Source organism: Streptomyces sp. SID10853, assembly GCF_010548145.1.
Classification (GTDB): Bacteria; Actinomycetota; Actinomycetes; order Streptomycetales; family Streptomycetaceae; genus Streptomyces.
Map to the genome: position 1 here is coordinate 65878 of NZ_JAAGLN010000005.1, position 12974 is coordinate 78851.

Consider the following 12974-nt stretch of genomic DNA (forward strand, 5'->3'; position numbering starts at 1 on the left):
TCTGAGTGAGACAAGTTCACTGGAGAGTCAGGAAGTCGTATGCGTCGTCCTATCGTCCGAGCACTGACAGGCGTGCTGGCGCTGGCCGCGACAGCACTGCCGCTGGATGCGTCCACGCCTGCGTCCGCCGCCCAGAGGGCGGTGATCGGCGGCCAGGGGGTGTCGGTGACCGACACCCCCTGGGTGGTCGCGGTATCCAGCCGTGAGCGCTTCGGAGGGGGCCGGGCAGGACAGTTCTGCGGGGGAGTGGTGGTGTCACCGCGCGAGGTCGTGACGGCGGCCCACTGCCTGAGCCGGGAAGTGCTCGGGGCCCCACTGGGCCAAGTGCATGACCTGTCGGTCGTCGCGGGCCGCAGTGACCTGCGCACGTCGGCCGGGAAGGAGATCCGCGTGCAGTCCACCTGGACCGACCCGCGGTACGACCGCGTCAGCAATGCGGCGGATCTCGCGGTGCTGACGCTGTCGCATGCGCTGCCCGGCTCGTACGCGATCAGAATCGCCGATCCGCACGATCCGGCCGAGGAGCCAGGTACGGATGCGACCGTCTACGGCTGGGGCGACACGGCCGGCACGGGGGACTACCCCTCTGGGCTGCACGCCACCCGCGTCTCGGTACTGCCGGACGCACGATGCGCGTCCGCTTACCCAGGGTCGTCGAGCGGCACCTTCGAGGCGGCGACGATGCTGTGCGCAGGTGAGCCTCAGGGTGGTCACGACGCCTGCCAGGGTGACAGCGGAGGGCCACTGGTCGCTAGGGGGCGGCTCATCGGGCTGGTCTCGTGGGGTGCGGGGTGTGGTCGGGCGAAAAGCCCGGGTGTCTACACACGGATGTCCGCCATGGCGCAGGCTGTGGCGTCGCACAGCTGACGGAGCGTGGACGGTGCCTTTCGCCTTGCCCTCGGCCGCACTGGGCCGGACCGCGCCGAGACGGGGCCCTCGGGCGCCGGACAAGCCCTTGCGGGCTTGTCGAGGCCCAGAAGGGCTCCGGCTGCCTTGCGGACGCTTCAGGAGGCCGGCTGACGGCCTCCTGGGTCAGGGTATGAGAACGGGCGGCCTCTCCTGTGGGTGCAGGCGGGGCCGCCCGTCGACCGGGCTGATACCGGTCCTTGGCTCGTCGTGGGTGCGAGGTGTCAGCGGTCCTCTTCTTCGGAATGGTTCGGGACGGCCGTCAGGCGATCCGTCTCATCCTGGATGTCCGCGGCGATCTTCTTGAGTTCTGGCTCGAACTTGCGACCATGGTGGGCGCAGAAGAGCAGTTCGCCACCGCTGGTGAGGACAACGCGCAGGTATGCCTGGGCGCCGCATCGGTCGCAGCGGTCAGCGGCCGTCAGCGGGCTCGCGGGGGTCAGAACAGTAGTCACGTCGCCTCTTCTCTAGCTCGACGAGCTGTCGTACCAGGGTCAACATCCAACCAGGCCCAAAACGTTCCCGCTCGTGGCTTTTCCTTGAAACTTTCTGTTCAAGGTGGCTGTCTGCTGCCGGTTGGCGGCGAATAAGCCGTATTGCGGTGGCTTTACGGTTTCGCGTTGCTTGTCTTCGGGTTGATCCTCCCGACTGGCTGCCGGTTGTTGATGAGGACGTGCCCGGAGCCTAAATGGTTCATGCCTGGAAGGGAACGTGATGTGTGAGTCACTCCATCGAGGTATCGAACAGGTGTACGGTGCAGGTTTGGCGCCCCGGCTCTTCTAGGGTGGCGTAACAACGGCTCTACCAGGGCTCGGTAGGCTCTGACGGGCGACCGACGCCCCGGCCTTACCCACAGGGCCCCAAAATAAATTCAGCGAGGAGCGAACCGCGTGACCGCCGATACGTCCGTGCCTTCCACTGCGCTGCTGAGCGGTGCAGACCGTGACGGCTCCAACTACACCGCGCGGCACCTGCTCGTACTCGAAGGGCTCGAAGCGGTCCGTAAACGGCCCGGCATGTACATCGGGTCCACCGACAGCCGCGGTCTGATGCACTGCCTCTGGGAGATCATCGACAACTCGGTCGACGAGGCTCTCGGCGGCTATTGCGACCACATCGACGTGATCCTCCACGAGGACGGCTCCGTCGAGGTCCGGGACAACGGCCGGGGGATCCCGGTCGACGTCGAGCCCAAGACCGGGCTCTCCGGCGTCGAGGTCGTGATGACCAAGCTGCACGCGGGCGGAAAGTTCGGCGGCGGCTCGTACGCGGCCTCCGGCGGGCTGCACGGCGTCGGCGCCTCGGTCGTCAACGCCCTGTCCGCCCGGCTGGACGTCGAGGTCGACCGCGGGAGCGCCACGCACTCCATCAGCTTCCGCCGGGGCGTTCCCGGGATCTTCACCGAGAGCGGCCCCGACAGCCCCTTCGACCCGGCCAACGGGCTGCTCAAGGGCAAGCGCGTACCCAAGGCCAGGACGGGCACCCGTGTCCGGTACTGGGCAGACCGGCAGATCTTCCTGAAGGATGCCAAGCTTTCCCTGGACCACCTGTACCAGCGGGCCCGCCAGACGGCGTTCCTGGTCCCCGGGCTGACTCTCGTGGTGCGCGACGAGCGCGGTCTCGAGGGTGCGGGAAAGACCGAGGAGACATTCCGCTTCGACGGCGGCATCAGCGAATTCTGTGAGTACCTGGCCCAGGACAAGGCGGTCTGCGACGTGCAGCGGCTGTCCGGGCAGGGCACTTTCAAGGAGACGGTCCCGGTCCTCGACGACCGCGGTCACATGACCCCGACCGAGGTCACCCGTGATCTCGGCGTGGACATCGCGCTCCGCTGGGGCACCGGCTACGACACCACCGTCAAGTCCTTCGTCAACATCATCGCGACGCCCAAGGGCGGCACGCATGTGTCGGGCTTCGAGCGCTCGCTGACCAGGACGGTCAACGAGGTGCTGCGCTCGGCGAAGCTCTTGCGCGTCGCCGAGGACGACGTGGTGAAGGACGACGCGCTGGAGGGCCTGACCGCGGTCGTGACCGTGCGCCTCGCCGAGCCGCAGTTCGAGGGCCAGACCAAGGAGGTGCTCGGCACCTCCGCGGCCAACCGGATCGTGTCCAACGTCGTCGCCAAGGAGCTCAAGGCGTTCCTGACCTCCACCAAGCGCGATTCCAAGGCGCAGGCCCGTGCGGTGCTGGAGAAGGCCGTCGCCGCCGCCCGTACCCGGATCGCGGCCCGCCAGCACAAGGAGGCCCAGCGCCGCAAGACGGCTCTGGAGTCCTCGTCGCTGCCGGCCAAGCTCGCCGACTGCCGCAGCGACGACGTGGGGCGCAGCGAGCTCTTCATCGTCGAGGGTGACTCGGCGCTCGGTACGGCCAAGCTGGCCCGGAACTCCGAGTTCCAGGCGCTGCTGCCCATCCGGGGCAAGATCCTCAATGTCCAGAAGGCGTCGGTCTCGGACATGCTGAAGAACGCCGAGTGCGGCGCCATCATCCAGGTCATAGGAGCAGGGTCCGGGCGGACCTTCGACATCGACGCGGCGCGGTACGGCAAGATCGTGCTGCTGGTCGACGCCGATGTGGACGGCGCGCACATCCGGATCCTGCTGCTGACGCTGTTCCAGCGGTACATGCGGCCGATGGTGGAGGCGGGCCGGGTCTTCGCCGCGGTGCCGCCGCTGCACCGCATCGAGCTGGTTCAGCCCAAGAAGGGCCAGGACAAGTACGTCTACACGTACTCCGACAACGAGCTGCGGCAGAAGCTCCTGGAATTCCAGCGCAAGAACATCCGTTTCAAGGACTCGATCCAGCGCTACAAGGGGCTGGGCGAGATGGACGCCGATCAGCTGGCGGAGACAACCATGGATCCGCGGTTCCGGACGCTGCGGCGGATCAACATCGGTGACCTGGAGTCGTCGGAGCAGGTCTTCGACCTGCTGATGGGCAATGAGGTCGCACCCCGCAAGGAGTTCATCACGAGTTCGGCCGCGACACTGGACCGCTCGCGGATCGACGCCTGACGGCTGACCGGTCGGGCCACCGACCGGCGCGAGGACGTCCAGGCCCTTCTGCGGCATGCACGGCCTCCACCAGCGGCCTCCACTCATGGGTTCTCCACCCGTGGGTGGAGCCGCAAGCTCCACCCGGGGTCCACCTCAGCTCCGATTTGCCGGCCCGCTCGCTTCCGTAGCGTCGAAGGCGTCAACCTTCCCCGCTCACCGGAGGCACCCATGTCAGCGTCCACGCTCACCGATGTCGCGGTGGCTGTCGCGGTCATCGCTCTGGTGCTCGTGCGGCAGTTCCGCCCTCAGCAGGTCAACCAGGACAGGCGCTGGTGGCTGCTGCCCGCCATCCTCGTCTTCGTCGCCCTGCGTCAGCACGGCCTGCTCGACGCGCATCACCGCTCCCTGTCCGTCCTGCTGATCGGGGCCCAGCTGCTGGCCGGACTGGTCATGGGCGCCGGCTGGGCCTGGACGACCAAGGTGTGGAGCGAGCCGGACGGGTCGGTGTGGACCAGGGGCACCAAGGCCACGGCGGCTGTCTGGGTAGTGGGGCTGCTCGTGCGGTTCGGGGTGGCGGGCCTCGGCGCCCTCGCCGGAGTGAGCCTGGGGACCGGGGCGATGCTGCTCGCGCTGGCGTCCTCGCTGCTGGTGCGGGCCGGAGTGGTCTCATGGAGGGCCGGGCGAATACACCCGTCGTACGGTGTTCCTGCCGCAGTATCGCTCGGAGGGGCAAGGAAGGACCGCGTATGACGCCCGGCGCCTGGACGAGCTGGCCCTCCCGGGAAGCCCTCTCCCGGGTGGGTGTGACCAGTGCGCGCCGCTCGCTCAACTGGACGGTTCGGCTCATCGGCCTGGGCGCCCTGCTGTGGAGCACCTTCGCGCAGATCGGCGGCGACACCTGGGAACTGGCCGCCGCGGTGGCAGGGGTCGGTGTCTGCGTCGCGGCGGCGAGCGCCTTCTACCGGGCCACTCTGGAACACCGCCTGTGGCCTTCCGTGGCGCTGCTCGTGGTTCTGCTGGGTGCCGCCATGCTGGCGCATCAGTCCGGATTCTCCGGTCCGGCCACTGTCCTGTGGTGCGGCTGCGCCGTCACCGCACTGGGGCGCCTGCCACTCGTGGCGGCCCTGCCCTGTACGGCGGCGGCCCTTGCTGCCTATGCCCTGCTGAGCGAGGGCCAGTGGCTGACCACCGCTGCGACCACCGCCGGGCTGGCTCTGGTCGGATATGTGCTGCGGCTCGACTCGGAGGCCCGGGGCAGCGCCCAGCGGCTGCTGGTGCAGGAGCGTGCGGCCCGGGTGGCCGAAGCGGAGTCCGCGGCACTGGCGGAGCGCTCGCGTATCGCCCGGGAGATCCACGATGTTCTCGCTCACAGCCTCTCCGCGCAGATGGTGCATCTGGAGGCAGCCAGGTTGCTGATCGAGAGCGATGCCGGACGGGACCGGATCCTGGAGCGGGTGGTGGCGGCGCGCGGGATGGCCAGGGAAGGGCTCGTCGAGACCAGGCAGGCGCTCTCGGCGCTGCGCGGTGAGATGACTCCGGTCGAGGAGTTCCTGGAGGAGGTGGCGGGCCGCTCGCGCTTGGCTGTGGCGGGGGACCGCAGACCGTTGCCCGCAGAGGCGTCGCAGACCGTTCGGCGGGTGGCGCAGGAGGCGATGACGAATGTACGCAAGCACGCTCCGGGCGCCGAGGTCCGGCTCCGGCTGGAGTACCTCCCGGACGAAATCGCTCTGGAAGTAAGGGACTCGGGCCCCCGGAAGCCGGTTGATGAGCTCGCTGTCAGTGGCTCGGGATACGGTTTGGTCGGAATGCGGGAGCGTGCCGAGCTGCTCGGCGGGACGCTGGAGGCGGGACCTCATGAGGAGGGCTTCTTGGTACGGCTGAGGGTGCCGGCATGACGGCACGGGTGGTGGTGGCCGACGACCAGTCCGTTGTGCGTGAGGGCATCGTGATGTTGCTGGGGCTGCTGCCCGGGATCGAGGTCGTGGGCGCGGCGAAGGATGGCGAGGAGGCCGTCGCGCTGGCCGGCGAACACGCCCCCGACGTGGTCCTGATGGATCTGCGGATGCCCCGCTGCGACGGGGTGGAGGCGACCCGTCGTATCCGCGAGCAGTATCCGTCCACCCAGGTCGTGGTCCTCACGACGTTCTCCGACGACGACTCGCTCTTTCCCGCGTTGCAGGCCGGGGCGCGCGGGTATCTGACCAAGGACGCGGGCGGCGAGGAAATCGTCCGGGCCATCGAGGACGTCATGGCCGGGCAGGCCGGGCTCTCGCCGAGCGTGCAGCGGCTGCTCGTCGAGCGGGTCACGGCGCCGCCCGCGTCGGCCCCGCGGACCTCCGTCGAGCTGCCCGACGGCCTCACCCCCAGGGAGGCCGAGATCCTGGCGCTCATCGCGGAAGGGCTCTCCAACGCGGAGATCTCCCGTTCCCTGCACATCTCACCGGCCACCGTGAAGACGCACATCAACAACCTCTTCGCCAAGACCGGGATCCGTGACCGGGCGCAGGCGGTGCGGTACGCATACCGGCACGGTCTCGCGCTGCCGCCGGGCGCGGCCCTCACCTAAAGGGGTGAAGACGGGGAGATAAGGGTTCGTACGCCCTGTGAAGTACCCATCCTTGGGCACGCGGCCGATGCGGTCGCGCACAGGGAGAGGGTGTTCGGTGGAGAAGGACGACGGGCTCGACGCCGCTGAGGTGCGGTTGGACGACCCCTGGTATGACGCGTTGGCCTCCGGCTGGGGCGAGTTGGACGGTACGGGTGCTCCCGCCGCCGTGCCGGCGCAGGCAGCCTCGACGCCGGGACGCAGCGCGGCCGACATCTATCTGGAAGTACAGAGCAGCGCGGCCTTCCAGGAAGTGCGCGGCCGCTACCGGCGGTTCGTCGTCCCCGCAGTGTGCGCGTTCTTCACCTGGTATCTCGCGTACGTCGTCATGGCCACCGCCGCACCGGGGCTCATGGCACACCCGGTGGCCGGAGCGGTGAATGTGGCGATGCTCGCGGGGCTCGGACAGTTCCTCTCCACCTTCCTGCTCACCTGGGCCTACACCCGTCACGCCCGGCTCCACAGAGACCGGGCGGCGCTCGACCTCCGCTGGGACACACAGGAACTGACGCGAGGGATCAGCCGTTGAGCAGCCACACGATCACCACCCAGCACCAGACCCTGGCGCTGCTGCTGTTCAGCGTCTTCGTCGCCGCCACCCTCGCGATCACCACCTGGGTGAGCCGTAACCGGCATGGTTCGGCGGAGGAGTTCTACGTCGGCGGGCGGCTCTTCTCGCCCATGGAGAACGGTTTCGCCATCGCCGGCGACTACATGTCGGCCGCGTCCTTCCTCGGCATCTCGGGGCTGATCGCTCTCTTCGGCTACGACGGCATGCTCTACTCGGTCGGCTTCCTCGTCGCCTGGCTGGTCGTGCTGCTGCTGGTGGCCGAACTGGTGCGCAACTGCGGCCGGTTCACGCTGGCCGATGTCGTGGCCGCCCGGATGAGTGAGCGCCCGGTCAGGATCGCGGTGGGTTCGTCGTCCGTCACGGTGTCCGTGCTCTACCTGGTGGCGCAGATGGTCGGCGCCGGAAGCCTCGTCTCTCTCCTGCTGGGCGGGAACAGCGGAGCCGCCCAGGCATGGACCGTGACCGGGGTCGGCGCGCTGATGGTGATCTATGTGACGCTCGGCGGGATGCGGGCCACCACCTGGATCCAGATCGTGAAAGCCGTCCTGCTGATGACGGGATCGATCCTGCTCACGGTGCTCGTCCTGGTGCGGTTCCACGGGGATTTCAACCAGTTGCTCACCTCCGCGGCGCACCGCAGCGGCCACGGGGCGAAGTTCCTGGCGCCCGGACTCAAGTACGGCGGGGACTGGACCTCCCGCATCGACTTCATCAGTCTCGGCCTTGCCCTGGTTCTCGGAACGGCAGGGCTGCCGCACATCCTGTCGCGCTTCTACACCGTCCCCACCGCCCGTGCCGCCCGCCGCTCCGTCGTCTGGTCGATCGGACTCATCGGCGGGTTCTACCTGATGACGATCGTGCTCGGCTTCGGTGCGGCCGCGCTCGTGGGCTCCGACCAAGTACGGGCGTCGAACCCGGCGGGGAACACCGCGGTCCCGTTGCTGGCCCTTGAGGTCGGCGGGGGAGCGGACTCCACGGGTGGGACGGTCCTCTTCGCCGTGGTCGCCGCCGTTGCCTTCGCCACCATCCTCGCCGTCGTCGCGGGGATCACGCTGGCCTCGTCGGCCTCCGTCGCCCACGATCTCTATGCGACGCTCAGGCGGCGCACCGCGGGGAAGCAGCGCAGCGAGGTGGCCGTGGCCCGTGTCGCGGCGGCCGGGATCGGCGCCGTGGCCATCGGGCTCAGCCTGCTGGCGAAGGACCTGAACGTCGCGTTCCTGGTGGGGCTGGCCTTCGCCGTCGCGGCGTCGGCCAATCTTCCCGTGCTGCTCTTCTCGCTGTTCTGGCGGAACTTCACCACGCGCGGCGCGGTCTGGGCGGTGTACGGAGGACTCATTCCTGCGATCGTCCTGGTGGTTCTCTCGCCGGTCGTCTCCGGAAGCCCCACCTCGCTCTTCCCCGGTGTGGACTTCCAGTTCTTCCCCCTGGAGAATCCGGGGCTGCTCTCCATCCCCCTCGGCTTCCTCGCGGGGTGGCTCGGTACGGTCACGTCGTCCGAGCCACCGGACGCCGCCAAGCACGCCGAGACGGAAGTGCGGTCACTGACCGGTGCCGGGGCCGTCTGACCCGGACGCCGCCCAGGCGTAACAATGCTCGGGCCGTCCCGTGTCCCCGTACTTGAGCGTCAGCCGCAGCCGCCCCGTCTGCTCCAGCTGCCGCAGGTAGCGCTGTGCCGTGGAGCGGCTCAGCCCCGTCCTGGCTGCCACCTGGTGCGCCGACAGCGGCTGCCGGGCGCCGGTCAGGACCTCGCGGATCAGATCGGACGTCGGGACGGAGTGCCCGCTGGGGAGGCCCGAGGACGCGGCGGGGCCTGTGGTCCGCAGGGCGCCGAAGATCCGGTCGACCTGTTCCTGCCCCGCACACTGTCCGCTGCCTCCCACCCGGCTCACGGTGCGCCGCAGCGCCGCGTACCCCTCCAGCCGGGAACGCAGAACCGAGAAGGTGAACGGCTTGACCAGGTAGTGCAGGGCGCCATGGCGCATGGCGGCCTGCACGGTCGCCACGTCACCGGCCGCCGTCACCATGATCACGTCGGTGTGGTGGCCCTGCTCCCGCATCCGGCGGACCAGCGACAGGCCCGTCTCGTCCGGCAGATAGTGGTCGAGCAGCACCAGATCGATGGGTTCGCGCTCCAGTGCGGCCATGGCCTGGGCGGCGCTGTGCGCACGGGCCGCGACGCGGAATCCGGGAACCTTCCCCACGTACGCAGCGTTGATCTCAGCGACACGGAAGTCGTCATCGACCACCAGTACATCAATCATCGGGCTGCTCTCTGTCAATGCCGGGTGTGAGACGTTCTTGTCGACCACGTAGTTGTAGCGCGCGCAAAACGAGCACAACAGTCTCTTGCAGGCAGAAGACTGCCTTGCGCCCACAAGGCTGCCGCTGTGCTGTGTGCCACATCTACGGTCCCGGTCCATGAGCACAGACACGAGCCCCGCCATTGAGCTGCGAGGCGCCAGCAAGGTGTTCCGCACCCCGTCGGGGGTGCCGCACACAGCCGTGCGGGATTTGGATCTCACCGTGGGCCGCGGTGAGTTCGTCGCCGTGGTCGGTCCCACCGGCTGCGGCAAGTCGACCACCCTGACCCTGGTCAGCGGCCTTGAGGAGCCCACCGAGGGTGAGGTACTGGTGGCCGGTGAGCCGGTCCGCGGCATCGGCGACAAGGTCGGATTCGTCTTCCAGCAGGACGCCGTCTTCCCCTGGCGGACGGTCCTGTCCAATGTGATGGCGGGTCCGCGCTTCCGCGGCGCACCGAAGGCCGAGGCGAAGGAGAAGGCCCGCGAGTGGCTGGCCCGCGTCGGGCTCTCCTCGTTCGAGGACCGCTACCCCCACCAGCTTTCCGGGGGCCAGCGCAAGCGGGTCGCGCTCGCCGCGACCTTTGTGAACGACCCCGAGATCCTGCTGATGGACGAGCCGTTCTCCGCACTCGACGTCCAGACCCGGGCTCTGATGTCGGACGAGCTCCTCGAACTCTGCGCGGGCACCGGCACCTCGGTCGTCTTCGTCACCCACGACCTGGAGGAGTCCATCGCGCTCGCCGACCGGGTGGTGGTGATGACAGCGGGACCGGCGACGGTCAAACAGGTCTTCGACATCGACCTGCCCAGGCCACGCAAGGTCGAAGAGGTGCGGCTCGAACCCCGCTTCGTCGAGATCTACCGCGAGATCTGGTCCTCGCTGGGCGAGGAAGTCCGTATCACCCGTGAGCGAGGTGCCGCTGATGCCGCCTGAGACCGAGCCGGCGCCGGGCGCCGCCACCTCTTCCGCCACCTCGACCCTCGCGTCCGCCGCTCCGGCCGTCGCCCCCGACAAGAGGACCGGACGGACCGAGGAGCGTCAGCGGGCCGCGCGCAACCGCCGTGCCGTGGTGTACGTGAGCCGCGCGCTGCTGCTGATCGCGGTGATCGCACTCTGGGAGATCCTGGCCCGCGCCAAGATCATCGACCCCTTCAACTTCTCGATGCCGTCGAAGATCTGGGACCAGATCCGGGACTGGGCGCTGCACGGCACCGCTCAGGGATCCCTGTGGGAACAGATCTGGTACACGATGTACGAGGCGCTCCTGGGCTGGGTCATCGGCGTGGTCACCGGTGTCGTCCTCGGTATCACGCTGGGCCGTATCCGGTTCCTCTCCGATGTGCTCGGCCCGTACATCAAGGTCCTCAACGCCATCCCGCGTATCGTCCTGGCGCCGGTCTTCCTCATCTGGTTCGGGCTCGGTCCGGCGTCGAAGGTCGCCTCCGCCGTCGTGCTGGTCTTCTTCCCGGTCTTCTTCAACGCCTTCCAGGGCGCCAGGGAGGTCGACCGCAATCTGGTCGCCAACGCCCGGATCCTCGGCGCGAGCAACCGGCGGGTCACCTTCCAGGTGGTCATCCCCTCCGCCACTTCATGGATCTTCACCAGCCTCCACGTCAGCTTCGGCTTCGCCCTCATCGGCGCGATCGTCGGTGAGTACATCGGCGCGACCAAGGGCCTCGGACTCCTGGTGTCGGCCTCTCAGGGGACCTTCAACGCCGCAGGTGTGTACGCGGCGATGGTGATCCTCGCGGTCGTCGCACTGATCACCGAGGGGCTGCTGACCTTCGCCGAACGGCGGCTGTTCAGGTGGCGGCCCGTCGAAGCGGGCAGCGAGCGCTGACGCACAGCGAGATCAAATCCGTATTAATCACAGGGACGTGATGAACATGCGCAGCATCAGCAGAGTGTCCGCAGTCGCGGTGACCGGTGTACTGGCGCTGACCGCGCTCACCGGCTGCGGCGGCGACTCACCGGGTGAGGGCAAGAACGCCAACAAGATCAAGATCATGGTGGGCGGCCTGGACAAGGTCATCTATCTGCCCGCGATGCTCACCCAGCGCCTCGGCTACTTCAAGGACGAGGGCCTCGACGTCTCGCTGCTGACGGAGCCCGCGGGTGTCCAGGCCGAGACGGCGCTGGTCTCCGGCGATGTCCAGGGCACTGTCGGCTTCTACGACCACACGCTCGATCTGCAGACCAAGGGCAAGCACGTGGAGTCGGTGGTGCAGTTCTCGCACGCGCCCGGCGAGGTCGAGGTGGTGTCCAACAAGGCCGCCGGGTCGCTCAGTGGCCCCGAGGACTTCAAGGGCAAGAAGCTGGGTGTCACGGGGCTCGGTTCGTCCACCGACTTCCTGACCAAGTACCTGGCGGTCCGCGGTGGCGGGAAGAGCGGCGACTTCACCCCCGTCGCCGTCGGTGCGGGGCAGACGTTCATCGCCGCGCTCAAACAGGGCTCGATCCAGGGCGGGATGACCACTGACCCCACGGTCACGAACATCGTCGACCAGAAGCTCGGCAAGATCCTCATCGACATGCGCACCCCTGAGGGCTCACAGGCGGCGCTGGGCGGCCCCTACCCGTCGTCCAGCATGTACATGAACGCCGACTGGGTCGACAGCCACAAGCCGGCGGTGCAGAAGCTGGTCAACGCCTTTGTGAAGACGCTGAAATGGATGTCGTCCCACTCGCCCGACGAGATCGCGGCGAAGATGCCGGCCGACTACGCGCAGGGCGGCAAGAGCCTTTACGCGCAGTCGATCAAGGCGACACTGCCGATGTTCACCAAGGACGGTGTGATGCCGGCCAACGGGCCCGAGACGGTCGAAAAGGTGCTCAAGGCGTTCAACCCCAACCTCAAGAACGCCACGGTGGATCTGTCCAAGACGTACACGACGGAGTTCGCGAAGAAGGCTCACTAGTACGTCCTGGTCCCGGATCAGGACGACAGGGCCTGGGGCTGACGGCTCGTCGTCCGCTCGGTGCAACGGTGGCATCAGCAGTGGGAGGAGGGCGGTCCGCTGGTCCTGGCCGGTCCCGCCCCGGCGGGCCCTGGAGCGGGACGACGAGGCGGTGGCCGGGCGGGTCGGTCAAGGAGGGGTGGTCCTGCGCGAAGACCCGTGGCGGTCCGTGGAGCCTGGCTCGCCTTCGAGGACGAAAGCCGGATTCTCCCTGGCGCCGCCGCACGCGAACACCCGGTCACAGCGCGGCCGGACCCCGGTGGTGCGGGGCCGCGGCCGCTCCCGACGGCCGCGCTGCCGAGACCGGCCCGACATTCAGACCCACTTGAGCGACCCGGCCACATCACGGGTTCAGTCTCAGTGCTGCAGGGCGCCCGCGAGTGCCTCGGCCAGCGTCACGGGCGGGCGGCCGATCAGGCGGTGCAGGTCGCCTGAGTCGGTGTACATCTCGCCGCGGCTCATGCCGCGGTCGGCGTCGGCGAGGACCTCTGCCAGCTCGGCGGGCAGGCCCGCTGCGGCCAGTACCTGGGCGAAGTCGGTCACCGGGAGGTCGGCGTAGGCAACCTGCTTTCCGGCCGCGGCGGAGATCGCGGCGGCGAGCTCGGTCAGGGTGAAGGATGCGTCGCCGCCGAGCTCGTAGA

At 68.6% G+C, this 12974-nt stretch carries 12 protein-coding genes and 1 pseudogene; 10 read left to right on the forward strand and 3 right to left on the reverse strand.

The genetic code is table 11. The features are described 5' to 3' along the window. Positions 1-39 precede the first annotated feature (39 nt). On the forward strand, positions 40-867 hold the full coding sequence (locus tag G3I19_RS02850; protein ID WP_164259092.1) for a serine protease: 828 nt from the start codon (positions 40-42) through the stop codon (positions 865-867). Positions 868-1130: 263 nt separating this feature from the next. Here the strand turns inward: G3I19_RS02850 and G3I19_RS02855 are convergent, their stop codons facing one another. Next, on the reverse strand, positions 1131-1361 hold the full coding sequence (locus tag G3I19_RS02855) for a hypothetical protein (protein ID WP_164259094.1): 231 nt from the start codon (positions 1359-1361) through the stop codon (positions 1131-1133). A 435-nt stretch (positions 1362-1796) separates the two neighbouring features. Here G3I19_RS02855 and G3I19_RS02860 point away from each other — a divergent pair, with 435 nt between their 5' ends. From G3I19_RS02860 to G3I19_RS02885, 6 genes are all read left to right on the forward strand, one after another. Next, complete coding sequence (locus G3I19_RS02860; RefSeq protein WP_164259096.1) at positions 1797-3917, forward strand: DNA topoisomerase IV subunit B; 2121 nt, start codon at positions 1797-1799, stop codon at positions 3915-3917. Between the two features lie 210 nt (positions 3918-4127). After that, positions 4128-4649, forward strand: coding sequence for a CcdC protein domain-containing protein (locus G3I19_RS02865; protein ID WP_164259098.1), 522 nt, complete (start codon positions 4128-4130; stop codon positions 4647-4649). Then, positions 4646-5794 (forward strand): histidine kinase, encoded by a 1149-nt coding sequence (locus tag G3I19_RS02870; RefSeq protein WP_164259100.1) that lies wholly within the window; start codon positions 4646-4648, stop codon positions 5792-5794. The genes G3I19_RS02865 and G3I19_RS02870 overlap by 4 nt, the downstream gene beginning before the upstream one ends. Next, a complete protein-coding gene (locus tag G3I19_RS02875; RefSeq protein ID WP_164259102.1) occupies positions 5791-6465 on the forward strand; it encodes a response regulator transcription factor in 675 nt (224 codons plus the stop codon). The genes G3I19_RS02870 and G3I19_RS02875 overlap by 4 nt, the downstream gene beginning before the upstream one ends. 67 nt (positions 6466-6532) lie before the next feature. Beyond that, positions 6533-7033: a DUF485 domain-containing protein gene (locus G3I19_RS02880; protein WP_164259104.1), complete on the forward strand. Its 501-nt coding sequence runs from the start codon at positions 6533-6535 to the stop codon at positions 7031-7033. An 11-nt stretch (positions 7034-7044) separates the two neighbouring features. Then, entirely contained in the window at positions 7045-8640 is a 1596-nt protein-coding gene (locus G3I19_RS02885; protein WP_164259123.1) for a cation acetate symporter, read from the forward strand. On the opposite strand, the gene G3I19_RS02890 is transcribed toward G3I19_RS02885, so the two are convergent. Beyond that, positions 8614-9336: a response regulator gene (locus G3I19_RS02890; RefSeq protein WP_164259106.1), complete on the reverse strand. Its 723-nt coding sequence runs from the start codon at positions 9334-9336 to the stop codon at positions 8614-8616. The genes G3I19_RS02885 and G3I19_RS02890 overlap by 27 nt on opposite strands. Before the next feature lie 157 nt (positions 9337-9493). On the opposite strand from G3I19_RS02890, the gene G3I19_RS02895 reads away from it, so the two are divergent. From G3I19_RS02895 to G3I19_RS02905, 3 genes are read left to right on the forward strand one after another with little or no spacing between them, the layout of a single operon-like run. Further along, a complete protein-coding gene (locus G3I19_RS02895) occupies positions 9494-10309 on the forward strand; it encodes an ABC transporter ATP-binding protein (RefSeq protein ID WP_164259109.1) in 816 nt (271 codons plus the stop codon). Then, complete coding sequence (locus tag G3I19_RS02900) at positions 10299-11216, forward strand: ABC transporter permease (RefSeq protein WP_164259110.1); 918 nt, start codon at positions 10299-10301, stop codon at positions 11214-11216. Before G3I19_RS02895 ends, G3I19_RS02900 begins: the two co-directional genes overlap by 11 nt. Before the next feature lie 46 nt (positions 11217-11262). Further along, entirely contained in the window at positions 11263-12294 is a 1032-nt protein-coding gene (locus tag G3I19_RS02905) for an ABC transporter substrate-binding protein (RefSeq protein WP_164259112.1), read from the forward strand. A 396-nt stretch (positions 12295-12690) separates the two neighbouring features. On the opposite strand, the pseudogene G3I19_RS02915 reads toward G3I19_RS02905, so the two are convergent. After that, positions 12691-12974, reverse strand: a pseudogene (locus tag G3I19_RS02915) (NAD(P)-dependent oxidoreductase); the annotation flags it as partial.